Source organism: Sphingomonas guangdongensis, assembly GCF_900199185.1.
Taxonomy (GTDB): domain Bacteria; phylum Pseudomonadota; class Alphaproteobacteria; order Sphingomonadales; family Sphingomonadaceae; genus Sphingomonas; species Sphingomonas guangdongensis.
The window spans coordinates 536,802-560,410 of sequence record NZ_OBMI01000003.1; the positions used below are offsets into that span (position 1 = coordinate 536,802).

A 23,609-nucleotide genomic window follows, 5' to 3' on the forward strand; every position below is an offset into this window, starting at 1 on the left:
CGTCTAGATCAAGCAGGAGCCCTCTCTGATGATCGAGCAACTGGTATCGATCATGGCCAGACTGCGCGATCCGGAGCGCGGCTGCGAGTGGGACGTCGCGCAGACCTTCGCGACGATCGCCCCGTACACGATTGAGGAAGCCTATGAGGTCGCCGATGCGATAGCCCGCGACGATGTGGCCGACCTCAAGGACGAACTCGGCGACCTGCTGCTCCAGGTCGTCTTCCACAGCCGGATCGCCGAGGAAGCCGGCGCCTTCACCCTGGCGGACGTGATCGCGGCGATCAGCGACAAGATGGAACGGCGCCATCCGCACATCTTCGGCGATGCTGCAGTCGGCGGGCATCACTTGTGGGAGCAGATCAAGGCCGAGGAGCGCGCTGCCAAGGCGGACGCGAGCGCCGTCGGCGGGGTCGCGCTCGGCTTGCCCGCACTGCTGCGCGCCGAGAAGCTGCAGAAGCGCGCCGCGCGCGCCGGTTTCGACTGGCCCGACGCGAGCGGTGCCCGAGCCAAGATCGACGAGGAACTGGCGGAAGTCGCAGCGGCCGGCAGCGACGCCGAGCGCGACGACGAGGTCGGCGACCTGCTGTTCGCGGTGGTCAACTGGGCGCGCAAGCTTGGCGTTGATCCCGAAGCCGCTCTACGCGGCGCCAACGCCAAGTTTGAGCGCCGCTTCCGCGGCATGGAGGCGCTCGCCGACAACGTCGCGGCACTTACCCTCGATGAGCAGGAAGCACTCTGGCAGCAGGTGAAGCGCGACGAGCGCGCCTAGCGCATCGGTTCAGCCGGCGCGCGTCATGAAGCGCTCGTAATCGGCGGGGGCGAGCCGCACCTGATAATGGGTCCGCTCGCCGTCGACTGCCTGCTCCAGCACCTCGCCGTGCGCGTGGAGCCAGGCCGCGCCCGCCCCGTCGCCGGCGTCCAGCGCGATCGCGTAGCGCTGGTGCCCGGCCGTCAGACGCGCGGCAACCGTCTCGATCAGCGTGTCGACCCCCTCGCCCGTCAGCGCCGAGATCACCACGACGTCCTCGCGTCGCTGCGCATCGGCGACGAGGTCCAATCGTAGGTCACCGGCAAGCAGGTCGAGCTTGTTCCAGGCCTCCAGCCGCGGCGTTCCCTCGCCCACGCCGATCTCGGCGAGCACCGCCTCGACATCGGCGCGCTGCGCCGCGCTGTCGGGGTGCGCCACGTCGCGGACGTGGATCAGCAGGTCGGCCGAGATGACCTCCTCCAGCGTCGCCTTGAACGCCGCGACCAGCTGCGTCGGCAGGTCGGACACGAACCCCACCGTGTCGGACAGGATCGCCTTGTCGATGCCGGGCAGGCTGATCTGGCGAAGCGTCGGATCGAGGGTGGCGAACAAGAGGTTCTCCGCCATGACGTCGGCCCCGGTCAGGCGATTGAAAAGTGTCGACTTTCCGGCATTGGTGTAGCCGACGAGCGCGATCACCGGCCAGGGTGCCCGCTGGCGCCGGTCACGATGAAGCCCGCGGGTTCGGGTCACTCCATCGAGTTCGCGGCGCAACCTCGCCATGCGGTCGCGGATCAGCCGGCGGTCAGCCTCGATCTGCGTCTCGCCGGGGCCGCCGAGGAAGCCGAAGCCCCCGCGCTGCCGCTCCAGGTGGGTCCAGCTCCTGACCAGTCGCCCGGCCTGGTAGTCCAGGTGCGCGAGCTCGACCTGCAACCGGCCCTCCGCCGTGCGCGCGCGCTCGCCGAAGATCTCCAGGATCAGCCCGGTCCGATCGATCACCTTGCAGCCAAGCCCGGTCTCCAGATTGCGCTGCTGTACCGGGGTGAGGCTCGCGTCGAACACCGCGAGGCCGATCCCCTCCTCTTTCACAAACTCGGCGAGCTGTTCCATCTGGCCGCTGCCGATCAGCGTCGCCGGCTTGGCCGCGCGGACGCGAAACGCGACCTTGCGGCACACCTCGACTCCGATGGCGAGCGCGAGCCCCGCCGTCTCCTCCAGCCGCGCCTCGGCGTCGCGGGTCGCGCCGCCCTGATCGGGCAGGACGACGATCGCGCGGGCGCCGCGGGCGAAATCCTCGACATCGCGGTCGAACCCGCCGCTGGCCTCGCTCATCTCAGGCGTCGCCTGCCGCCTGCTCGTCGGCGAGGTTCAGCGGATGCGCCGGCTGGACGGTCGAGACCGCGTGCTTGTAGACGAGCTGCGACATGCCCTCGCGCTGCAGCAGCATGCAGAACAGGTCGAACGCGACGATCCCGCCCTGGAGCATGACGCCGTTGACCAGGAACATCGTCACATTCTCTTCCTGACGACGAACCGCATTCAGGAAGATTTCCTGCAGTCCCGGGTTCTTGCTGCCGTTTTCGCCAATGGAATCGACGATCCCTTCCACGTCCAGCGGTCCCGACGGCATGATGGTCGAGATCGCGTGCTTGTAGATCAGCTGCGACTGCCCGTCGCGGCGGAGCAGGACGGAGAAATTGTCGAACCAGGTGACGATGCCCTGGAGCTTCACGCCCTTGACCAGGAACATGGTGACGGGCGTCTTGGATTTGCGCAGCGCGTTCAGGAACAGGTCCTGGAGCGAGGTCTGCTTGTCGGCCATCGATGGCTCCTTCGGTTCTTGGCGGGATCTGTCCCGCGATGCGCCGCTGTCCGGCGTCGATCGCCGCGCATCACCTCGATGCCGGCGATGTGAAGGTAGGAGCACGAAAGACGCGCGTCTAGGTCACCCGCGACCTAGTCCTCCCGCGTCTCCGTAATCCCGAGCAGCTTCAGCTTGCGATGAAGCGCGGAGCGTTCCATGCCGATGAAGCTCGCCGTGCGGCTGATGTTGCCGGAGAACCGCCGGATCTGGACGCGCAGATACTCGCGTTCGAAGCTCTCGCGCGCCTCGCGCAGCGGCGAGCCCATGATCGCGGTGGTGGCGCGGCCGTCACTCTCGCCGCTGCCTAGTACTTCAGGCGGCAGCAGGTCGACGTCGATCCGGCCGATCCGGTTGCCGGGCGCCAGGATGACGGTGCGCTCCACCACGTTGCGGAGCTGGCGGACGTTGCCCGGCCACTCGTAGCTTTGCAGCGCCACCATCGCGTCGGGCGCGACTTCCGGCGTGGGCACCCGCCGCTCACTCGCGTAGTGGGCAACGAAATGCTCGACCAGCGGCGGGATGTCCTCGCGCCGCTCGGTGAGCGACGGCAGGTGCACGGGCACCACGTTGAGGCGGTAGTAGAGATCCTCGCGGAAGCGCCCTTCGGCAATCTCCGCGGTCAGGTCCCGCCCGGTGGCGGACACCACGCGCACGTCGACCTTCACCACGCGGGTGCCGCCGACGCGGGTGAAGCTCTGGTCGGTCAGGACGCGCAGGATGCGCGCCTGGGTGGCGATCGGCATATCCGCGATCTCGTCCAGGAACAGCGTGCCGCCGTGGGCCTGCTCCAGCAGCCCGGGCCGAACGAGGTCGCCCCCCTCCTCCACCCCGAACAGCTCTTCCTCGACCCGCTCGGGCGTCATGCGCGCCGCGCTCACGATCACGAACGGCGCCTGCGCGCGGCCGCTCCAGCCGTGGAGCAGCCGCGCCGCCACCTCCTTGCCCACGCCCGCCGCGCCGGTGATCAGCACACGGCTGCCGGTCGCGGCGACCCGCTTCAGCGTCGCGCGCACGCCGTTGATCGCGTTGGAGCTGCCGGTCAGGTCGTCCTCGCGGGCGACGGAGGCGCGGAGCGACGCGACCTCGCGGCGCAGCCGCTCCGTCTCGGTGGCGCGCTCCACCAGCAGCAGCAGCCGCTCCGCCTCGAACGGCTTCTCGATGAAGTCGGACGCGCCCCGGCGGATCGCGGCGACCGCGGTGTCGAGATTGCCGTGGCCGGAGATCACCAGCACGGGGACGGAGGGATCGCGCCGCTTGATCTCGTCGAGCAGGTCGAGCCCGTCCAGCCGGGAGCCCTGTAACCATACGTCGAGCAGCACCAGGCTCGGACGCCGCGCCGCGATCGCTTCCAGCGCGGCATCGCTATCGGCGGCGCTGCGGGTCTCGTACCCCTCATCTTCCAGCACACCCGCGACCAGTTCGCGGATGTCGTGTTCGTCGTCGACAACAAGTATATCGATGGTCATGAAATCGTCCGGCTTCGGGTCAGCATGGCGGGGCTGGGATCATTGGCGGGGTCGCTCGACAGGTCGGGCTCGGCCAGCTTGGCAAGCACGGCCGCGTCGAAGGTGAGCGAGACGACGGTACCGCCGCCGTCGCGGTCGGCAAAGGCGATGGTGCCGAAATGCTCGTCGATGATCTTCTTGACGATGGCGAGGCCGAGGCCGGTGCCGCGCGCCCGGGTGGTCATGTACGGCTCGACGATCCGGTCGCGCTCGACCGGCAGCCCGACCCCGTTGTCCGCGATCCTGACGGCCACCGTCCGGCCCTCCCCGCCCTCGATCACGATCGTCACCTCACCCGGCGACAGTTCCTCGCCGGTCCGCGCCTCGATCGCCTCCACGGCATTCTTGACGAGGTTTGTCAGTGCCTGGCCGAGCTGGCGCCGGTCGCACACGAGGCCGGGCACCGGGTCCTGGTAGAACAGCGCGAAGCGGATGCCCGGGTGCGCGACCTCGTGGAGGAACAGCGCCTGGCGAGCGAGGTCGACCAGCTGCTCCTCGCGGAAGACGGGCTTGGGCATGCGGGCAAAGGAGGAGAACTCGTCCACCATCCGGCGCAGGTCGCCGACCTGGCGGACGATCGTCTCCGTCAGGCGGGCAAAGGTCGTATCGCCTTCCTCCACCAGCTTGCCGTAGCGGCGCTGGAGCCGCTCGGCGGCGAGCTGGATGGGGGTGAGCGGATTCTTGATCTCGTGCGCGATCCGGCGTGCGACGTCCGACCAGGCGGCGCGGCGCTGATCCGTCAACTGCTGGGTGATGTCGTCGAAGGTCAGGACGTGCCCGCCCTCGTCCCGGGTGATCTTGACCGCGAGTGTCCGGGCCTCGCCGCCCGTCGCGATCTGGACGATGCCGTCGCGGGCACCGCTCAGCAGCAGCTGGTCCAGCTCGGGCGAGACCTCGGCGAGCGGCTGGCCGGTGAGCGACCGTCCGCCGGGCGCGACCAGCGCCTGGGCCGAGCTGTTCAGCAGCCGCACGCGGCGATCCGCTTCCACCGCGACCACGCCCGCGCTGACGCCGGAGAGCACCGCCTCGATCAGCACGCGGCGGCTTTCCGCCTCAGCCGTCGCCTCGACCAGCGCGCCGGTCTGCTCGCCCAGCCGCTCGGTCATGCGGTTGAAGGCGGTGGCGAGCGTGCCGACCTCATCACGCGTACGCGGCGCCGGCACCCGCGCCGACAGGTCGCCACCCGCCACCCGCCGCGCCGCGTCCACCAGCTCGCCGACCGGACGGACCAGCCGATCGGCGACTGCGAGCGCGACGAATACGGCGAGGCCGACGATCAGCAACGATACCGCGAGCAGCGCGGCGTTGAACTGCAGCTGGAGCGAGCGCGAGCGACTGACCAGCGTGCGATAGTCCGCGAGCACGGCCTCGGCCCGTCGCGACTGTGCCGCCATCTCCCCCGTATCGGTCACCCGAGCGCCGTAGAGGTAGAGATTGGGCTGGCTGCCGACGCGCGTGATCGACCAGATGCGGTCGCCGGTCGTGTTGGTCACGCTCCGTGTCGTGCGGGTGAGTTGGCCGATGACCTGGGGATTGATCTCGCTGGTCAGATCACGATCGTACGGATTGACGAGCGCGATCGACAGCACCTCACCACGCGGTGAGATCGAGAAGAGAAGCCCTTCCGACAAGTTGCGGAAATAAACCTGCGAGAAGAGGAAGCGGGCGAACTCCGGATTGTCGAGGGTAGTCTGCTGCAACGCCTCGTTGATGTCGCTCGCCATTGTGATGGTCTCGCGATCGACCCCGGCGATGATCTGACGGTAGCTCTGCGTCGCGAGCGCGTTGGCGTTCTCCAGCATCCCGCGTGCGCGGTCGGACGACCAGAACTCCACCCCGTACTGAAAGAGCAGCGAGGCGAAGATGGTGACGAGCAGCGTCGGAACGCTCGCCAGCACGGAAAAGAGCGCCACCAGGCGGACATGGAGCCGCCCCTCCCCGCCGACCGGCGAGCGCTGGGCGCGGCGAATCGCGATCCGGCGACCGATCAGCACCAGCAGCGCGATGCCGGGGATCAGGTTGGCGGTCAGCAGCAGTGCCACGAGCGGCGGGGTGAGCAGCCGGGTCGGCTGGCTGGTGCCCGAGATCACGCGCCAACTGACGATCGCGATGACGACCGCAACGGCGAGGACGATGACCTCCAGCGCCGGCGTGACCGACCGACGGCGGGCTGGCGCCCCGCCCTCGGTCATCGGCACTGCGGCAACGGTCATCGTGGCACGGTTACACGCAGAGTGTTGCAGGGAAAACACATATTTTGGTTCGTCAGCGTGCCCCGCGCCCGGTCTGCCGTACCTCCTCGGTCATGATGCCCCACTCGTCGAGGCGCTTGCGCAGCGTGTTGCGGTTGATTCCGAGCGCGCGGGCGGCGCGGAGCTGGTTGCCGCCGTGCCGGGCGAGCATGGCCGCGATCAGCGGCCGTTCCACCTCCGCTATGACCCGGTCGTAGAGCGTGCCGTCGTCGAGCGCCGCCGGCGCTTCCCGCGCCAGCGCGTCGAGCCGGGCGAGCACCGCGGCCGCGATCCCGGGATCGTCGGCGGGCACCGGCGCTGCCGCCTGCCCCAGCAGCCGCGCGATCTCCGCCGCGCCGATCCACTCGTCGCGGCTGAGCGCGGCGAGGCGACGCATCAAATTCTCCAGCTCGCGGACGTTGCCCGGCCAGTCGTGCGCGCGCAGCGCCGCCACCGCATCGTCGTCGAGCAGCTTGCGCGGCAGGCCGTCGGCAACCGCGCGCTCCAGGAAATGCCGCGCGAGCAGCGCCACGTCGTCGCGCCGCTCGCGCAACGCCGGCAGCGCGACCGGCACAACGTTCAGGCGGTAGAACAGATCCTCGCGAAAGCTGCCGCTTGCGACCTGCGCGGCCAGATCCTTGTTGGTCGCGGCGACGATGCGGACGTCGGCGCGGATGGTGCGGGCGCCGCCCACGGTCGTGAACTCGCCCGACTGCAGCACGCGCAGCAGCCGGGTCTGCGCGTCCGTCGGCATGTCCCCGATCTCGTCCAGGAACAGCGTGCCGCCCGCCGCCTGCTCGAACTTGCCGGCGACGCGGGCCTGCGCGCCGGTGAAGGCGCCGCGCTCGTGCCCGAACAGCTCGGCCTCGATCAGGTCGCGGGGAATCGCCGCCATGTTGAGCGCGACGAACGGTGCCCGCCGGCGCGGGCCCAGATCGTGGATCGCGCGGGCGACCAGTTCCTTGCCGGTGCCGGACTCACCGGAGATCAGCACGGTTAGATCGTTGGAGACGACCCGCGCGATCACCCGGTACACATCCTGCATGGCGGGCGACCGGCCGATCAGCGGCAGGTTCTCGTCGCTCGGCGCCAGGACGTCGCCGGGGCCGCGCCTCAGCCCCGCCATCGCCGCCCCGACGGCGGCGGTCAGCGTGTCGAGGTCGAACGGCTTGGGCAGATACTCGAACGCGCCCGCCTCCGTCGCCCGCACGGCGGTGGAGAGCGTGTTCTGTGCCGACAGCACCACCACCGGCAGGCGCGGGTGCTCGGCCAGCAGCGCGGGGACGAACTGAAGTCCGTCACCGTCCGGCAGCACCACGTCGGTGATGAGCACATCCGGCGCGCCACGGCGGAGCGCCGCGCGCAACTCGGCGAGGCTGCCGGCAAGCGTGACGTCGTAGCTCTTGCGGCGCAGCGCCTGCGACACGACGGTGCGGATCGCCGCGTCGTCGTCGCACACCAGGACCCTGCCCGACGTCATGCGGCCCGCGGCAGCAGCAGGCGGAACACAGTCACGGGCGGCTCTCCTTCGCGTGAGTAGGTGACGAGCCCGCCCATGTCGCGCACCAGCTTGTCGACCAGCGGCAGGCCGAGGCCCTGCCCCTCGGCCTTGCCGGACACGAACGGCTCGAACAGGTGATCGGCAATGTCCGCCGGCGCGCCCGGGCCGGTATCGATCACGGAGAGCTCGATCGGCAGCGGGCGGCGCGGGCGACCCTGACCGGGGCTGGCCGACATGCCGTGGCGATAGGCGGTGGCGAGCACCACCCGCCCGTCGGGCACCCCCGCCAGCGCCTCGCAGGCATTCTTCAGCAGGTTGATGACGATCTGGGTAAAGGCATCGCGGTCGATCATCGCCGGCGGGAGCGACGGATCGAAGCGCTCCTCGATCGGCACGCCGCGCGCGAAGCCGGCCTCCGCGATCCGCCGCGCGTGGCCGAGCAGCGGGTAGACGTTCTCGGCCGACAGACGCGGCGGGCGCGTGTCGGTGAAATCCTGCATCCGGTCGATCAGCGCGGCGACCCGGTCGACCTCGCTGGTGATCAGCCCGGTCAGCTCGGCCGCGTCGTCCAGTCCCTCGCTCAGCAGCTGCGCCGCGCCGCGAATGCCAGACAGCGGGTTCTTGATTTCATGCGCAAGCATCGCGGCGGCGCCGATCGCCGCCCGCGCCCCGCCCGACCGGTCGGGCGCGTGGCCGCGCGGGTGCTGGCGCAAGGTCACGATCGTCCAGCCCGAACGATCGGGCACGTCGCACTCGATCAGGTCGACTCGCGCCCGGCCGATCCGCCCGATCCCCACGTCGGCGTCGTAGGCGGCGAAGGTGCGGCCGCCGCGCCGCTCGGCCCAGCTGCTCGGATAGCGGACCAGCAGGTCGACGTCCTGGCCGATCATGGCGCGCTCGGAAAAGTTGAGCAGCGTCTCCGATGCGGCGTTCGCGTGCGCGATCTTGCCGGCCGGATCGACCACCAGGGTCGCGACCGGCAGCGCCGAGAACAGCTCGGCGAACCCGGGCCCGGCCGCGCTCACGCCGCTGCGCGCGTGGTCCAGGGCGCGTAGAATTCGGCCAGCATCGCCTTCACCACGTCCGGGTCCGGCACCTGGTTGACACGGTTGCGGAACTCGGCGGAACCGTGAAGGCCGCGCGTGTACCAGCCGAGGTGCTTGCGCGCCATGTTGACGCCCGTCTCCCTGCCGTAGAGCGTCAACATGTCGTCGTAGTGCGCTGTGATCGTTCGATATTGTTCGTCGATCGACGGATCGGCCCGCGGTGTCTGGTCAGCAAGCGAGTCCATGACCTGGCGGAGCAGCCAGGGCCGGCCATAGGCGCCGCGCCCGATCATGACGCCGTCCGCGCCAGACTGCGCGAGGGCCGCGTGCGCATCAGCCGGTGAGCAGATGTCGCCGTTGACGATCACGGGCACGCCCACCGCTTCCTTCACCCGTGCGACGAACCCCCAGTCGGCGCTTCCCTTGTACATCTGGTTGCGGGTGCGGCCGTGGACCGTGACCATCCGGCAGCCGAGATCCTCCGCGATATGGGCGAGTTCGGGCGCGTTGAGGCTCGCGTGATCCCAGCCCATCCGCATCTTGAGCGTGACCGGCACGCTCACTGCGTTCACCACCGCCCGGATCAACTCGGCGGCGAGCGGCAGGTCGCGCATCAGCGCGGAGCCGGCGTCGCCGTTGGTCACCTTGCGGACCGGACAGCCCATGTTGATGTCGACGATCGCGGCGCCGCGATCCTCCGACAGCCTGGCCGCCTCCGCCATCTCATAGGGTGTGCAGCCGACGAGCTGCATGGAGACGGGGTCCTCGATCGGATCCCAGGCGAACTTCTGCAGCGACTGACGGGTCTCGCGGATCGCGGCCTGGCTCGCAACCATCTCCGTGACGTTCAGGCCGGAACCGTAGCGGCGCACCACCCGCCGGAACGGCAGGTCGGTCACGCCGGTCATGGGCGCGAGCAGCACGGGTGTGTCGATCCGGACCGGACCGATCTGAAGCGGAGCGAGCATCACGGGTTCTGCCTGAAAAACAGGCACGCCATAGGAGGAAAGACGCCGAGCGGCAAGGCTGGCGGCGGCGCCCCGCGTCGGCTAGGCGGCGGACGTGACTGCCACTGCTCGAACCGCTGCCCTGATCGTCGCCGCCGGCCGCGGCGAGCGCATGGGCGGCGCTGTGCCGAAGCAGTTCGCGCCGCTGGGCCGCTCCACGGTGCTCGCCCACGCGGTCGCCGCTTTCCAGGCGCACGGCGGCATCGATCAGGTACTGGTGGTGATCGGTGCCGGTCACGAGGCGCAGGTGCCCGCGGGCGTCCGAGCCGTGATCGGCGGGATCGAGCGGCGTGACTCCGTGCGCGCGGGCCTCGCCGCGCTCGACTGCACCCACGTGCTGATCCACGACGCCGCGCGCCCGCTGCTTCCCGCGCCGGTGATCGATCGCCTGCTCGCCGCGCTCGGCACGGCGGCGGGCGCAGTGCCGGTGCTGCCGGTTGCGGATACGCTGGCGCACGGTGATGCGCTGCTCGGCGCGGTGGTGCCACGGGCCGGCCTGCTGCGCGTGCAGACGCCGCAGGCGTTCCGCTACGACGCGATCGTCGCGGCGCACGAAGCGTGGGACGATGCCGCAACGCCGACCGACGATGCCCAGGTCGCGCGGGCGGCAGGATACGACGTCGTGACGGTAGAAGGCGATAACGCGTTGGAAAAGCTGACCTACCCGCAGGATTTCGCCGCCGCCGAGGCGCGTCTGGCCGCTCGCCTGGTGTCGCGCAGTGCGACCGGCTTCGACGTCCACCGGCTGGAGGCGGGCGAGGAGCTGTGGCTCGGCGGCGTGCTGATCCCGCACGACCGCGGGCTCTCCGGTCACAGCGACGCCGATGTCGCGCTCCACGCGATCACCGATGCGCTGCTCGGCACGATCGGCGCGGGCGACATCGGCACCCACTTTCCGCCGAGCGATCCGCAGTGGCGCGGCGCCGCCTCCGACCAGTTTCTGGCCCACGCCGCATCGCTGGTCCGGGCGGAAGGCGGCGTGATCGACTTCGTCGACCTGACGCTGATCTGCGAGGCACCCAAGATCGGGCCGCACCGTGCCACCATACGGAGCCGGATCGCCGCGATCCTCGGGGTTCCGGAGCAGGCGGTGAGCATCAAGGCGACCACGTCGGAGCGGCTCGGCTTCACCGGTCGTGGCGAGGGGATCGCCGCGCAGGCGATCGCCACCGTTCGCGTGCCGGGCGCGTAGGCGATGGTGCGCGGCGCCCTTCCGATTGTCCTGCTGGCGCTCGGCCTTGCGCCGGCCGCGTCAGCGCAGACCGCATCGTGCTTGCCTGTGCGGGAGGCGGAGGCGCTGGTGCTTAATCTGGGTCCGACCTTGATCGATGCGACGGTGACGACCTGTACGCCCGCCCTGCCGGCGGGCGCCTATCTCAGGCGCTCCGGCGCGACGCTGTCCGCCAGGTTCGCCCGGCAGAATGACGCGTCGTGGCCGCTCGCCAAGGAGGCGCTCCGCAAGATTGTCGGCCCGAGCGGCGCGTCGCTGCTCGACAGCGAGATCGCGCGGTCGGTCGTACCGGCGATGGTCGCGCCGCTCGTCACGCAGGAGATCAAGGCAAAGGACTGCCCGGTGATCGATCGGCTGCTCGGCCAGCTCGATCCGCTTCCGGCCGCTAATACCGCCGCGCTGCTGGTCACCGTCATGCAGCTTGCCCAGGCCGAGCAGCGCACCCGCCCGGGTCAGCCGCGCATCTGCCCGCCCGGAGAAACACGATGACCGATCGTCTGGAAACGCTGCTCCCGGCCGATGTCGTCGCGCTGGCGACGCGGGTGGTGGAGGCGAACCGCGCCGCCGGGCGCCGGATCGCGGTGGCGGAGAGCTGCACGGCCGGGCTGGTGTCAGCCGCCATCACGGAGGTAGCGGGCTCCTCCGACGTGTTCGAGGGCGGCTTCGTCACCTACTCCAACGAGGCCAAGGCCAAGCTGCTGAAGGTAAGCGGTGAGGTGCTGGAGACGTTCGGCGCGGTATCGGTCGCGACCGCGTGGCAGATGGCGCAGGGCGCGCTCCGGCTCTCGGACGCAGACGTCGCGGTTGCGATCACCGGGATCGCGGGCCCGGGCGGCGGATCGGACAAGAAGCCGGTCGGGACGGTCGTCTTCGCCCGCGCCGAGCGAGGCGCCGATCCGAACCACATCGTCGCCGACCGCAAGCAGTTCGACGACAACGGGCGCGGCGGGATCCGGCTTCAGGCGGTGTTCTGCGCGCTCGAGCTGCTGCTGCCGGAGGCGGCCCCGCCCGCCCCGTAGAGCGCGCGGGCGCGGTCCTCGAACGCGCCGATCATCTTGCGGAGCGCGCGGTCGAAGACCTGGCCTGCCAGCATCTCGAACATGCGATTGCGGAACGCGAAGTCGACCGCGAAGTCGACGAAGCAGCCGCCCTGCCCGTCGCTGCGGAACACCCAGTCATTGGTGAGGTGCGACAGCGGCCCTTCCAGATAGTCGACGTGGATACGCTCGGGCCGCGTCTTCTGCACGCGGGAGGTGAAGCTCTCGCGCAGCCCCTTGAAGCCGACGATCAGGTCGGCGACCATCTCCGTCTCGCCGTTCGATCTGACCCGGACCGCGCTCACCCAGGGCAGGAACTCGCCGTAGCGGCCGACATCGGCGACCAGGTCGAACATCTGCTCCGGCGAGTAGGGAAGCTGCCGGGTCTCAGCGTGCTTGGGCAAGCTTCGCCTCGCGCGCCGCGCGCATCCTCGCGAAATCGTCGCCGGCGTGGTAGCTCGAGCGGGTGAGCGGCGACGAGGCGACCAGCAGGAAGCCCTTCGCGCGGGCGATCGCGGCATAGGCGTCGAACGCGGCCGGGGTCACGAAGTCCTGCACCTTGGCATGGCGCGGCGTCGGCTGCAGGTACTGGCCCATCGTCAGAAAGTCGATGTCGGCGCTGCGCATGTCGTCCATCACCTGATGGACCTCCAGCCGCTCCTCGCCCAGCCCCAGCATGATGCCCGACTTGGTGAAGATCGACGGATCCAGCTTCTTGACGCTCTCCAGCAGGCGGATCGACGCGTAATAGCGCGCCCCCGGCCGGATCGTCGGGTAGAGCCGCGGCACCGTCTCCAGATTGTGGTTGTAGACGTCGGGCCGCGCCGCGACGATCGCCTCAACCGCCGCCTCGTGCTTGTTGCGGAAATCGGGCGTCAGGATCTCGATCGTCGTGGTCGGGTTGGCGCGGCGGATCGCCTCGATCACCCGGACGAACTGCCTGGCGCCGCCATCGGGCAGGTCGTCACGGTCGACGGAGGTGACGACGATGTGCTCCAGCCCCATCTGCGCCGCCGCATCGGCGACGTTCTGCGGCTCCATCGGATCGACGGCGCGCGGCATGCCGGTCTTCACGTTGCAGAAGGCGCAGGCGCGGGTGCAGGTGTCGCCCAGGATCATGACCGTCGCGTGCTTCTTCGACCAGCACTCGCCAATGTTGGGGCAGGCTGCCTCCTCGCACACGGTGGTCAGGCTCTTTGACCGCATCAACGCGCGGGTCGCGGCGAAACCGGCGGAGGTCGGCGCCTTGACCCGAATCCAGTCGGGCTTGCGCTGGCGCGCTTCCGACCCGGCCGGCCGGGCGAGCGGACTCATCTCGTTCATGGCCGCCAGATAGCCAGTGACGTCACCGTAAACAATGGTTGCTGGCACCGCCGGCGGTCTGGCGGCGTTTGTCGGTCCTGCTCTAGACGCCCCCCAACCCATCAACCGACGAGGATCTGTCATGACCGGTTTCACCAAGCTGATCGACGGCTACTACAAGTTCCGCGGGACCGAGTGGCTGGAGGAGCGTGAGCGCTGGAGCGAGCTCGCGACCGGCCAGTCGCCCAAGGTCATGATCATCTCCTGCTCGGACAGCCGCGTCGATCCGGCGACGATCTTCGGCTCGCGCCCGGGCGAAGTGTTCGTGGTCCGCAACGTCGCCGCGCTGGTTCCGCCCTTTGATCCGTCGGGCGGCCTCCACGGCGTGTCGGCGGCGATCGAGTTCGCCGTCACCAAGCTGAAGGTCGAGGAGATCGTGGTGCTCGGCCACGGCGCGTGCGGCGGCGTCAACGCGGCGCTCACCAAGAGCCTCAAGGACTCGAAGCCGGGCGAGGGCGGGTTCGTTGCCGAGTGGATCAAGCTGCTCGACGGCGCCCGCGACAAGGTGCTGGCGGAGCACGGCGCCACCGACAAGGGTCAGGCCGCGCTGGAGCAGGAAGGCGTCCGCGTCTCGATCGAGAACCTCAAGACCTTTCCCTTCATCCAGAAGGCGCTCGACGACGGCACGCTCAACATCCACGGCGCGGTGTTCGCGATCGCGGACGGCAAGCTGCGGGTGCTCGACGAAGAGAACCACTTCACGCCCGCCTGACCGCGCGGCGGTGGCGCCGTCTCAGGCGCGGCGCCACCGCCACAGGAGCAAGGGCCGGCAGAGCAGCAGGCCCGCGAGGAAGCCGCCGATATGCGCGGCCGCGGCGATCGGCATGCCGGCCTGGACGCTGAGCAGCCCGATCGCGAGGTTGAGCACCGTCCACGCGGCGAGCAGCCACAGGACGTGGAGCAGCCAGCCGGGCACCGGCCCGATGTCGCGGGTGCGGGCGCGGCCGTAGAGCAGCGCATAGGCGCCGACGAGGGCCGAGGCCGCCCCGCTCGCGCCGATCATCGGCACGCTCGAGTGCGGCCCGGCCGCCCACTGCGCCGCGCAGGCGGCATAGGCCCCGACGAGGTACAGCACGAGCGCGCCGCCCGACCCGGTGACGCGCTCCACCGCCATGCCGCAGAAGATCAGCGTGATGAGGTTAAAGGCGAGGTGCATGACCCCGCCGTGGATCAGCGTCGCGGTGAGCGGGGTCAGCAGCCACGAAACCAGGCCGGCACCGTCGCCGGCGGCGAGCAGCGTCGCGCGCAGCGGCATGAACCCGCCGGCGACCGCCGCCTGATCCTCCAGCCCGCCGATGCTGATCGCGGCACTGACCAGTGCGGTCAGCACCGCCAGCGCCAGCGTGGCCGGCGCCACGCGCGCCGCCTGCCGTCCGATCAAATGAACTCGATTCTGCTCACGAGATAGTAGCGGTCGCCCGCCGGCACCGACACCTCCACCTCGTCGTCGACGCGGCGGCCGATCAGCGCGCGGCCGAGCGGCGAATTGTAGCTGATCCGCCCGGTCTTGGCGTCCGCCTCGGTCTGGCCGACGATCTGGTAGCGGACCGGCTTGTCGTCCTCATCCATCAGCGTCACGGTCGCGCCGAACACGATCTTGTCGCCCGACAGCTCGGTCGGATCGATGATCTGCGCGCGGCTCAGCTTGTCCTCGATGTCGGCGATCGACGCCTCGATCTGGCCCTGCCGCTCCTTGGCGGCGTGATACTCGGCGTTCTCCGACAGGTCGCCGTGCGCGCGCGCTTCCTCGATCGCATCGACGATCTGCGGGCGCTCTTCCTTCAGGCGCTTCAGGTCGGCGTGGAGCTTCTCGTAGCCCTCGGCCAGCATCGGCATCTTCTCGACCGTCGCCATTTCTTGCTTGTCCTCTACGCCCCTAGCCCCAGACGACCTCCCTGAAAGGCCGCCCGCACAAACAACCGAAAATGTCGGGGATCAGCTGTGCGACTGCGAATAATAAGCCTGCAGCGGGCGCACTTCAAGGGAGGTGGTCGCGGCCTGCGCGATCGAGCGTGCCGCCGCGACACTGGCTGAGGCGGTCGTGAAGTACGGCACCTTCTGCGAAAGCGACGACTTGCGGATCTCCTGGCTGTCCTTCAGCGACTGCCAGCCCTCCGTCGTGTTGAAAACGAGCGCGATGTCGCCGTCGACGATCCGGTCGACGATGTTGGGGCGCCCCTGCGCCACCTTCAGCACCGTCTCCACCGTCACGCCGTTCGCGCGGAGGTAGTCGGCGGTGCCGCTGGTCGCCACGATCGTGAAGCCCTGCTCGGCGAGCAGCTTGGCGGCGGGCAGGATCACCGGCTTGTCGCTCGGCTTGACGCTGACGAACACCGTGCCGCCGGTCGGCAACACGGTACCGGCGCCCAGCTGCGCCTTCATGAAGGCGGTGGCGACGTCGCGATCGATGCCCATCACCTCGCCGGTCGACTTCATCTCCGGCGACAGCACCGGATCGACGCCGGGGAAGCGGTTGAACGGGAACACCGCTTCCTTGACCGCGATGTGCCCGTCGATGCGGTTGATCTTCGGCAGGTTCGCGAGCTTCTCGCCCGCCATCACCCGCGCCGCGATCTTGGCGATCGGGCTGCCGACCGCCTTGGCGACGAAGGGCACGGTGCGGCTGGCGCGCGGATTGACCTCGATCAGGTAGACGATGCCGTCCTTGACCGCGAACTGGATGTTCATCAGGCCGACCACGCCCAGCGCGCGGGCGAGTGCGTCGGCCTGCCGCTCGATCTCCGCGACGGTCGCCGCGTCCAGGCTGTACGGCGGCAGCGTGCAGGCGCTGTCGCCCGAGTGGACGCCCGCCTCCTCGATGTGCTGCATGACGCCCGCGACCACCACGTCGGTACCGTCGCAGATCGCGTCCACGTCGACCTCGATCGCGTCACGCAGGTAGCTGTCGATCAGGACCGGCGACGTGCCGGACACCTGCACCGCGGTCTGGATATAGTCGTCGAGCTGCGCAGGCCCGTCGACTACCTCCATCGCGCGGCCCCCGAGCACGTAGCTCGGCCGCATCAGCACGGGGTAGCCGATCCGCTCCGCCACCGCGATTGCCTCGTCCCGGCTGCGCGCGATGCCGTTGGCAGGCTGGGTCAGCCCCAGCTTGGCAACGAGTGCCGCGAACCGCTCGCGGTCCTCGGCCAGGTCGATCGCGTCCGGGCTGGTGCCGAGGATCGGGATGCCCGCGTCCTCCAGCGCCTGCGCGAGATTGAGCGGGGTCTGCCCGCCGAACTGGACGATGACGCCGACCAGTTGCCCACGGCTCTGCTCGACGTGGAGGATCTCCAGCACGTCCTCGGCCGTCAGCGGCTCGAAATAGAGCCGGTCGCTGGTGTCATAGTCGGTGCTGACCGTTTCCGGGTTGCAGTTGACCATGATCGTTTCGTAGCCCGCGTCCGCCAGCGCGAAGCAGGCGTGGCAGCAGCAGTAATCGAACTCGATCCCCTGCCCGATCCGGTTCGGCCCGCCGCCCAGGATGACGATCTTGCGCCGGTCGGAGGGCTGCGCCTCGTTCTCCGGCTCACCGAATGACGGCGCCTCGTAGGTCGAGTACATGTAGGGCGTCTTGGCGTCGAACTCGGCGGCGCAGGTGTCGATGCGCTTGAACACGGGCCGGACGCCGAGCTTGTGACGCAGCGCGCGCACCTCGGCCTCGTTGGTGCCGCCGGTCATCGCTTTGGCGAGCTCGTGGATCAGCCCGCCGCGCGCCTGATAACGGTCGCGCAGCCCCGCGGAGGTGAGCGCGAGATAGGCGAGCCGCTTGTCGCTGAACCCCATCGACTTCAACCGGCGCATCCCGGCCGCGTCCTGCGGCAGGCCGTTCTCGATCACGCCCTGCTCGGCCGCGATGATCTCGGCGATCCGCTCGAGGAACCAGGGATCGAACTTGGCGATCGCGTGGACCTCCGCGACCGTGAAGCCTTCGCGCAGCGCCTGCGCCGCGACCAGCAGCCGGTCAGGCGTCGCGACCGCGAGCGCCGCCTCGATCTCCGCGCGGGGGCGCCCGGCGAGGCGATCGACTGTGTTGAATCCGGAGAGACCCGTCTCGAGCCCCCGCAGCGCCTTCTGCATCGATTCGTGAATGTTGCGGCCGATCGCCATCACCTCGCCGACCGACTTCATCGCGGTCGACAGCACCGCCTCCGCGCCCTTGAACTTCTCGAACGCGAAGCGCGGGATCTTGGTCACCACATAATCGATGGTGGGCTCAAACGCGGCCGGGGTGGCCCCCGTGATGTCGTTCTCGATCTCGTCGAGCGTGTAGCCGACCGCGAGCTTCGCCGCGACCTTGGCGATCGGGAAGCCGGTCGCCTTGGAGGCGAGCGCGGAGGATCGCGACACGCGCGGGTTCATCTCGATGACGATCAGGCGGCCGTCCTTCGGATTGACCGCGAACTGGACGTTGGAGCCGCCCGTCTCCACCCCGATCTCGCGCAGCACCGCGATGCTCGCGTTGCGCATGATCTGATATTCCTTGTCCGTCAGCGTCAGCGCCGGCGCGACGGTGATGGAGTCGCCGGTGTGGACGCCCATCGGATCGATGTTCTCGATCGAACAGACGATGATGGCGTTGTCCGCGCGGTCGCGGACCACCTCCATCTCATACTCCTTCCAGCCGAGCAGCGATTCCTCGATCAGCACCTCGGTAGTGGGTGATGCGTCCAGCCCCTTGCGGACGATGTCCAGGAACTCCTCGCGGTTGTAGGCGACGCCGCCGCCCGTACCGCCGAGCGTGAAGGACGGGCGGATGATCGCAGGGAGCCCGACCTTCTCCAGTCCCTCCAGCGCCTCCGCCTCGGTATGAGCAATGGCCGAGCGGGCGGACTCGAGCCCGATCTTGTCCATCGCCGCCTTGAACTTCTGGCGATCCTCGGCCTTGTCGATCGCCTCGGCATCCGCGCCGATCATCTGCACGCCGTACTGGTCCAGCGTGCCGTCGCGCTGGAGCGCCAGCGCGGTGTTGAGCGCGGTCTGCCCACCCATCGTCGGCAGCACCGCGTCCGGGCGCTCCTTGGCGATGATCTTGGCGACGATCTCCGGCGTGATCGGCTCGACATAGGTCGCGTCGGCCAGGTCCGGATCGGTCATGATCGTCGCCGGATTGGAGTTCACCAGGACGATCCGGTAGCCCTCCTCCTTCAGCGCCTTGATCGCCTGCGTGCCCGAATAATCGAACTCGCACGCCTGCCCGATAACGATCGGCCCCGCGCCGATGACGAGGATGGAGGAGATGTCGGTGCGTTTGGGCATCTACTTCTTTTCTTTGGGTAGGACTTCGTTGCCGATGAAGCCGAACTTGAAGCCGAGTTGCTCCGTGTCGATTGCTGCCATGGCGTAGAAGAGGCACTCGGCGGCGGGCTGCATCGGAACAGTCAGGAAGTCGCGTCTGACCGACACCAAGCCCGGATATTGCTCCTCGAAAGCCGTACCCGGCTTGATCCCGCAAAAAGCTTCGACCTTGGCGATCGCAGACGAGGCTGGCTCACCTGGGGAGAAGCTTGGCATACGGTCGAGCATACCTTGCTGAGCAAACCAGGCGCGAGCAACAGCACGCCCGTCTGCGCGACCTACTTCATCATCGAAGGTACGATATAGCTGATCTAGCTGACCATCCTCGAAGCTCACGTCTGCCTTGCCCCAAGCTGCCTGACGGATGCACGAAAAACGCGATACATCGACCTTTGCCGATCGATTGATCGTTACGATCGTTGATTGAAGCTCATCGTCGTAGCGGATCGCCACGTCCTTTCCGGTCAAGCCGCACGGCCGCAGCTCGGCTACGACTGGCGACTGTACCGTCGCGTCAATCACCGGAGTCCCCCTACGAACCGCTCGAACAGATAGAAGCTGTCCTGTGGCCCCGGGCTCGCCTCCGGGTGGTACTGCACGCTGAACGCAACTCGATCCGTAAGTTCCAGCCCCGCGTTGCTGCCGTCGAACAGCGACACATGCGTCTCGCGGGCGTTGGCGGGCAGGCTCTCGCGCTCCACCGCAAAGCCGTGGTTCATCGACGTGATCTCGACCGCGCCGTCGCTCAGCCGCTTGACCGGGTGGTTGGCGCCGCGGTGGCCCTGGAACATCTTGGTGGTGCGCGCGCCGACCGCGAGGCCGAGCAGCTGGTGGCCGAGGCAGATGCCGAACAGCGGCTTGTCCGTCTCCAGCAGCTGGCGGATCACCGGCACCGCATACTCGCCGGTCGCGGCGGGATCGCCCGGGCCGTTCGACAGGAAGATGCCGTCGGGGGCGAGCGCCATGATCTGGTCGTAGGTCGCGGTCGCCGGTACCACCGACACCTTCGCTCCAGCCTCAACAAGGTTGCGGAAGATGTTGTGTTTGCTACCATAATCTATCGCGACGACGTGCGGGCGGCCGGAATCGGCAGCATCACTTTCGCCTAACTTTTCGTGGTAGCCGAAGCCGAGCCGCCACACCCCGCCGTCCCAGCCGCCGTGGGTCTCGCGGGTCACGGCCTTCGCCAGGTCCATGCCCTCCAGCCCCGGCCAGGCCCGCGCCATGTCGAGCAGCTGCGCGACGTCGAACACCCCGTCCGGCGAGTGGGCGATGACGCCGTTCGGTGCCCCGCCCTCCCGGATGCGGCGGGTCAGCGCGCGGGTGTCGATGCCCGCCAGGCCGATCCGCGCGTGCTTCTTCATCCAGTGCGTCAGGTGCTCGGCCGAGCGGAAGTTGCTGGGCTCGGTCACGTCCTCGCGGACGATCATGCCGAGCGCGTGGGGCTGGTCCGCCTCCACGTCGTCGGGGTTCGCCCCGACGTTGCCGATGTGGGGAAAGGTGAAGCAGATCATCTGGCCCGCGAACGACGGGTCGGTCATGATCTCCTGGTACCCGGTCATCGCGGTGTGGAAGCAGACCTCTCCCACCGCCTGCCCCTCGGCCCCGAACCCGCGGCCCCAGACGACGTCTCCACTGGCGAGAACGAGAACTCCGGTGGCACCTTCAGGCACGGCAAGGGGATCGGCGGCGGCCATGGTCGGGCGGTCACTCCAGTGCAGGTTCAGCTATGTCGCTAAGCCGCCGCCGCTAGGCCCCCTCGCCCCTCCCGTCAACCGGCGCTAGAGCCCGACGCCATGATTCGAGATGACATCAAAGCCGCCCAGATCGCCGCCATGAAGAGCGGCGACAAGGACGCCCGCGCCGCCATCGGCCTGATCCAGGCCGCCATCAAGAACCGCGACATCGAGGCGCGCACCGGTAAGGCCCCGGACAGCGACGACGCGCTGGTCGTCGAGGTGCTGCAGAAGATGGTCAAGCAGCGCCGCGAATCGATCGACATGTACGAGAAGGGCGGCCGCCCCGAACTCGCCGCGGCGGAGGCGAACGAGGTCGCGGTGATCGAGCGCTTCCTGCCGCAGACCCTCTCCGACGACGAGACCCGCGCCGCGATCGAGGCGATCAAGGGCGAGCTGGGTGCGAGCGGCATGAAGGACATGGGCCGCGTCATGGCCGAGCTGAAGGGCCGCCACGCCGCCGTGCTCGACATGAGCAAGGCGAGCGGGCTGGTAAAGGCGGCGCTCAGTTGATGGTTCGTGCCGGGTTGGCCGTGGCCGCGCTGTTAGCCGCGGCCCCGGCGCTGGCAGAAGACGACGTTCAGGCCTGGAGCGCCGCAACTGCGACAGTAACTGTTAGCGACAGGGTGGTGGTTTGGCTGGAGGGGCAGGCACGCACGTCGAACGACGTGTCGCGGCTCAATCAGGTGCTGCTGCGGCCCGGCGTCGGTTACCGCGTGTCGCCGACCACCACGCTGTTCGTCGGCTATGCGCACGTGTTCACCAATCCGCCGGGCCCCGCACGCACCAACGAGCACCGGGTCTGGCAGCAGGCGACCTTCCGAATCGCTGGTGATGGCAAGGGCGTGACGCTCTCCGGCCGCTCCCGGCTCGAGCAGCGCTCGCTGGTGCAGGGTGAGGACACGGGTGTGCGCTTCCGGCAATTGCTGCGGCTGACTGCGCCTGTGGGGGACCAGGGGGTACAGGCGGTCGGCTGGTCCGAGCTGTTCCTGGGACTGAACCGGACCGATTGGGGCCAACCGACCGGCTTTGACCGGGCGCGAAACTTCGCCGGCCTTTCCGTTCCGCTGTCGCGCACGCTCCGCGCAGAACCTGGTTACATGTACGAGCCCATCCGTCAGCGCGGGGCGGATCGGCACAACCACATTGCGAGTGTCACGCTCAATCTGACATTGTGACGCGGTGAGTCTCACCCCCGCCTTCCTCGACGAACTTCGCCATCGCACCCTGCTCTCGGGCCTGATCGGCCGCACCACCAAGCTCCAGCGCGCCGGGCGGGAGTTCCGGGCGTGCTGCCCGTTCCATGACGAGAAGACCCCGTCCTTCTACGTGAACGACGACAAGGGCTTCTATCACTGCTTCGGCTGCGGAGCGCATGGCGACGCGATCCGGTGGATGACCGACCAGCGCGGGCTGCCCTTCATGGATGCGGTGAAGGAACTCGCGCAGGCCGCGGGCATGGAGGTACCGGCCGCCGACAAGCGCTCCGCCGAGCGGGCGGAGAAGGCGCGCGGGCTACACGAAGCGATGGCGGACGCCACCGCCTGGTTCACCGAGCAACTGCACGGCATCGCCGGCGCGGAGGCGCGGGGCGTGCTGGAGAAGCGCGGGATCTCGGCCGAGACCGCCCGTAGCTTCGCGCTCGGTTTCGCACCCGATTCGCGCGGCAAGCTGAAGGAGGCGCTGAAGAGCTACGGCGACGCGATACTGGTCGAGGCCGGGCTGCTCATCGCCGTGGACGAGAAGGCGCCCTACGACCGCTTCCGCGGGCGCTTGATGATCCCGATCCGCGATCCCCGCGGACGCCCTGTAGCGTTCGGTGGCCGCATCATCGGCGCAGGCGAGCCAAAATATCTCAACTCGCCCGAGACCCCGCTCTTCGACAAGGGGCGGACGCTCTACAACCTCGACCGGGCGCTGCCCGCCGCCCGCAAGTCGGGTCGCGTCATCGCGGTCGAGGGCTACCTGGACGTGATCGCGCTCGCGCAGGCGGGCATCGCGGAGGCCGTCGCCCCGCTCGGCACCGCCCTCACCGAGCATCAGCTCGAGCGGCTGTGGCGCATCGCCGACGTGCCAATCCTGTGTTTCGACGGTGACGCCGCCGGGCAGAAGGCGGCGATCCGCGCCGCCACGCGCGCGCTGCCGCTGCTCGCGCCGGGGCGGAGCCTATCGTTCGTCACCCTGCCGGATGGGCTCGATCCCGACGACCTCGTCCGCCAGCGGGGGGCGGCCGCAATGGAGGCGCTGCTCGCCGCCGCCGAGCCGCTGGTCGACCGCCTGTGGGCGCATGAGCTCGCGGCCGAGCCGGTCGACACGCCCGAGCAGCGCGCCGGGCTGAAGGCGCGGCTGGCCGCGCTCGCCGGCACGATCGGCGACGGGAACGTCAAGTACGAGTATACCGCCGAGTTCCGCCGGCGCGCCGACGCGCAGTTCGCCCCCGCGCCCCGCGCCTTCGTGCCGCGCGTGGCCCGGAAGCCGGGGCAGAAATGGACTCCTCCGCCCGAGCCGCCCTCCCCGAGCGCCCGTGCGCTCAACGCCAGCGGGATCGATCCCGTGCTCGCCAAGGCGGTGATCGCCGGACTGATCCGGCACCCGGCGGAGATCGCGCGCCACATGGAGGTGCTCGGATCGCTCAAGCGGGCGGGCGGCTCGCTCGGCCGGCTGTTCGAGGCGGTGATCGACGTTGCCCTTGAAGATCAGGTGCTTGATAGCACGCACCTCCTCACCATATTGGCGCGGTCCGGCTTCGATACCATTGCCACCGATCTGCTTCGTGCCGACTCGCTGCCGTTCAGCTTTACGCAGCGTGACGCGGATGAGAGCCGCGTCCGCGCCGATCTGGACGAGGCGATCGCGGTGCTGGTTGCCCGCCCGGCGGTCGACGCAGCGCTTGCGGAGGCGACTGCGGCGGTGGCGGCGCGGTGCGACGAGGATGCCTTTGCCGCGCAGGTTGCGCTGGTGAAGGAGCGTCAGGGCTTGGAAGCGCGGCTTGCAAATCTGATGTTGGACGACAAAGAGCAGTAGGCACGTACTCGAGGGA

At 69.2% G+C, this 23,609-nt stretch carries 22 protein-coding genes; 8 read left to right on the top strand and 14 right to left on the bottom strand.

The window, feature by feature from the left end; genetic code table 11:
- The first annotated feature begins 28 nt into the window (after positions 1-28).
- On the top strand, positions 29-772 hold the full coding sequence (mazG, locus tag CRO12_RS14690) for a nucleoside triphosphate pyrophosphohydrolase (RefSeq protein ID WP_097064793.1): 744 nt from the start codon (positions 29-31) through the stop codon (positions 770-772).
- 9 nt (positions 773-781) lie between these two features.
- On the opposite strand, the gene hflX is transcribed toward mazG, so the two are convergent.
- From hflX to dusB, 7 genes are read right to left on the bottom strand one after another with little or no spacing between them, the layout of a single operon-like run.
- Entirely contained in the window at positions 782-2,083 is a 1,302-nt protein-coding gene (gene hflX / locus CRO12_RS14695; protein WP_097064794.1) for a GTPase HflX, read from the bottom strand.
- Position 2,084: 1 nt separating this feature from the next.
- A complete protein-coding gene (gene hfq, locus CRO12_RS14700) occupies positions 2,085-2,678 on the bottom strand; it encodes an RNA chaperone Hfq (protein ID WP_281253422.1) in 594 nt (197 codons plus the stop codon).
- Positions 2,679-2,707: 29 nt separating this feature from the next.
- Positions 2,708-4,081 carry a nitrogen assimilation response regulator NtrX gene (gene ntrX, locus CRO12_RS14705; RefSeq protein WP_097064796.1) on the bottom strand — a complete coding sequence of 458 codons (1,374 nt, stop codon included), beginning with the start codon at positions 4,079-4,081 and terminating at the stop codon, positions 2,708-2,710.
- Complete coding sequence (locus CRO12_RS14710) at positions 4,078-6,333, bottom strand: sensor histidine kinase (RefSeq protein ID WP_245858539.1); 2,256 nt, start codon at positions 6,331-6,333, stop codon at positions 4,078-4,080. Before CRO12_RS14710 ends, ntrX begins: the two co-directional genes overlap by 4 nt.
- Before the next feature lie 52 nt (positions 6,334-6,385).
- Positions 6,386-7,831, bottom strand: a complete 1,446-nt coding sequence (gene ntrC / locus CRO12_RS14715) for a nitrogen regulation protein NR(I) (RefSeq protein ID WP_097064797.1) — start codon at positions 7,829-7,831, stop codon at positions 6,386-6,388.
- Positions 7,828-8,877, bottom strand: a complete 1,050-nt coding sequence (locus CRO12_RS14720) for a two-component system sensor histidine kinase NtrB (RefSeq protein WP_245858540.1) — start codon at positions 8,875-8,877, stop codon at positions 7,828-7,830. Before CRO12_RS14720 ends, ntrC begins: the two co-directional genes overlap by 4 nt.
- On the bottom strand, positions 8,874-9,866 hold the full coding sequence (gene dusB, locus CRO12_RS14725; protein ID WP_097064799.1) for a tRNA dihydrouridine synthase DusB: 993 nt from the start codon (positions 9,864-9,866) through the stop codon (positions 8,874-8,876). Before dusB ends, CRO12_RS14720 begins: the two co-directional genes overlap by 4 nt.
- 94 nt (positions 9,867-9,960) lie before the next feature.
- On the opposite strand from dusB, the gene CRO12_RS14730 reads away from it, so the two are divergent.
- From CRO12_RS14730 to CRO12_RS14740, 3 genes are read left to right on the top strand one after another with little or no spacing between them, the layout of a single operon-like run.
- Positions 9,961-11,097 carry a bifunctional 2-C-methyl-D-erythritol 4-phosphate cytidylyltransferase/2-C-methyl-D-erythritol 2,4-cyclodiphosphate synthase gene (locus CRO12_RS14730; RefSeq protein WP_097064800.1) on the top strand — a complete coding sequence of 379 codons (1,137 nt, stop codon included), beginning with the start codon at positions 9,961-9,963 and terminating at the stop codon, positions 11,095-11,097.
- A 3-nt stretch (positions 11,098-11,100) separates the two neighbouring features.
- The gene (locus CRO12_RS14735; protein ID WP_097064801.1) at positions 11,101-11,625 is read left to right on the top strand and encodes a hypothetical protein; all 525 of its coding nucleotides are present in this window, start codon (positions 11,101-11,103) and stop codon (positions 11,623-11,625) included.
- Complete coding sequence (locus tag CRO12_RS14740; protein WP_097064802.1) at positions 11,622-12,155, top strand: CinA family protein; 534 nt, start codon at positions 11,622-11,624, stop codon at positions 12,153-12,155. Before CRO12_RS14735 ends, CRO12_RS14740 begins: the two co-directional genes overlap by 4 nt.
- Here the strand turns inward: CRO12_RS14740 and CRO12_RS14745 are convergent.
- Together CRO12_RS14745 and lipA are read right to left on the bottom strand one after the other, a co-directional pair.
- Positions 12,095-12,577 (bottom strand): type II toxin-antitoxin system RatA family toxin, encoded by a 483-nt coding sequence (locus CRO12_RS14745; protein WP_097064803.1) that lies wholly within the window; start codon positions 12,575-12,577, stop codon positions 12,095-12,097. The two genes, CRO12_RS14740 and CRO12_RS14745, sit on opposite strands and share 61 nt — an antisense overlap.
- Positions 12,561-13,496: a lipoyl synthase gene (lipA, locus tag CRO12_RS14750; protein WP_097064804.1), complete on the bottom strand. Its 936-nt coding sequence runs from the start codon at positions 13,494-13,496 to the stop codon at positions 12,561-12,563. The genes CRO12_RS14745 and lipA overlap by 17 nt, the downstream gene beginning before the upstream one ends.
- A 121-nt stretch (positions 13,497-13,617) precedes the next feature.
- Between lipA and CRO12_RS14755 the strand changes: the two genes are divergently transcribed.
- Entirely contained in the window at positions 13,618-14,247 is a 630-nt protein-coding gene (locus CRO12_RS14755) for a carbonic anhydrase (protein WP_097064805.1), read from the top strand.
- A 21-nt stretch (positions 14,248-14,268) separates the two neighbouring features.
- On the opposite strand, the gene CRO12_RS14760 is transcribed toward CRO12_RS14755, so the two are convergent.
- The 5 genes from CRO12_RS14760 to carA form a co-directional block, all read right to left on the bottom strand.
- Complete coding sequence (locus CRO12_RS14760; protein WP_245858541.1) at positions 14,269-14,892, bottom strand: rhomboid family intramembrane serine protease; 624 nt, start codon at positions 14,890-14,892, stop codon at positions 14,269-14,271.
- A 20-nt stretch (positions 14,893-14,912) separates the two neighbouring features.
- Positions 14,913-15,389, bottom strand: a complete 477-nt coding sequence (gene greA / locus CRO12_RS14765) for a transcription elongation factor GreA (protein ID WP_097064806.1) — start codon at positions 15,387-15,389, stop codon at positions 14,913-14,915.
- A gap of 81 nt (positions 15,390-15,470) precedes the next feature.
- Positions 15,471-18,794 carry a carbamoyl-phosphate synthase large subunit gene (carB, locus tag CRO12_RS14770; protein WP_097064807.1) on the bottom strand — a complete coding sequence of 1,108 codons (3,324 nt, stop codon included), beginning with the start codon at positions 18,792-18,794 and terminating at the stop codon, positions 15,471-15,473.
- Entirely contained in the window at positions 18,795-19,286 is a 492-nt protein-coding gene (locus CRO12_RS14775) for a hypothetical protein (RefSeq protein ID WP_179641049.1), read from the bottom strand.
- A gap of 65 nt (positions 19,287-19,351) precedes the next feature.
- On the bottom strand, positions 19,352-20,530 hold the full coding sequence (gene carA / locus CRO12_RS14780; protein WP_097064809.1) for a glutamine-hydrolyzing carbamoyl-phosphate synthase small subunit: 1,179 nt from the start codon (positions 20,528-20,530) through the stop codon (positions 19,352-19,354).
- A gap of 99 nt (positions 20,531-20,629) precedes the next feature.
- Here carA and CRO12_RS14785 point away from each other — a divergent pair, with 99 nt between their 5' ends.
- From CRO12_RS14785 to dnaG, 3 genes are read left to right on the top strand one after another with little or no spacing between them, the layout of a single operon-like run.
- Complete coding sequence (locus CRO12_RS14785; protein ID WP_097064810.1) at positions 20,630-21,082, top strand: GatB/YqeY domain-containing protein; 453 nt, start codon at positions 20,630-20,632, stop codon at positions 21,080-21,082.
- Positions 21,082-21,747, top strand: coding sequence for a DUF2490 domain-containing protein (locus tag CRO12_RS14790; RefSeq protein ID WP_097064811.1), 666 nt, complete (start codon positions 21,082-21,084; stop codon positions 21,745-21,747). Before CRO12_RS14785 ends, CRO12_RS14790 begins: the two co-directional genes overlap by 1 nt.
- 4 nt (positions 21,748-21,751) lie before the next feature.
- The gene (dnaG, locus tag CRO12_RS14795; protein WP_097064812.1) at positions 21,752-23,593 is read left to right on the top strand and encodes a DNA primase; all 1,842 of its coding nucleotides are present in this window, start codon (positions 21,752-21,754) and stop codon (positions 23,591-23,593) included.
- Positions 23,594-23,609 lie beyond the last annotated feature (16 nt).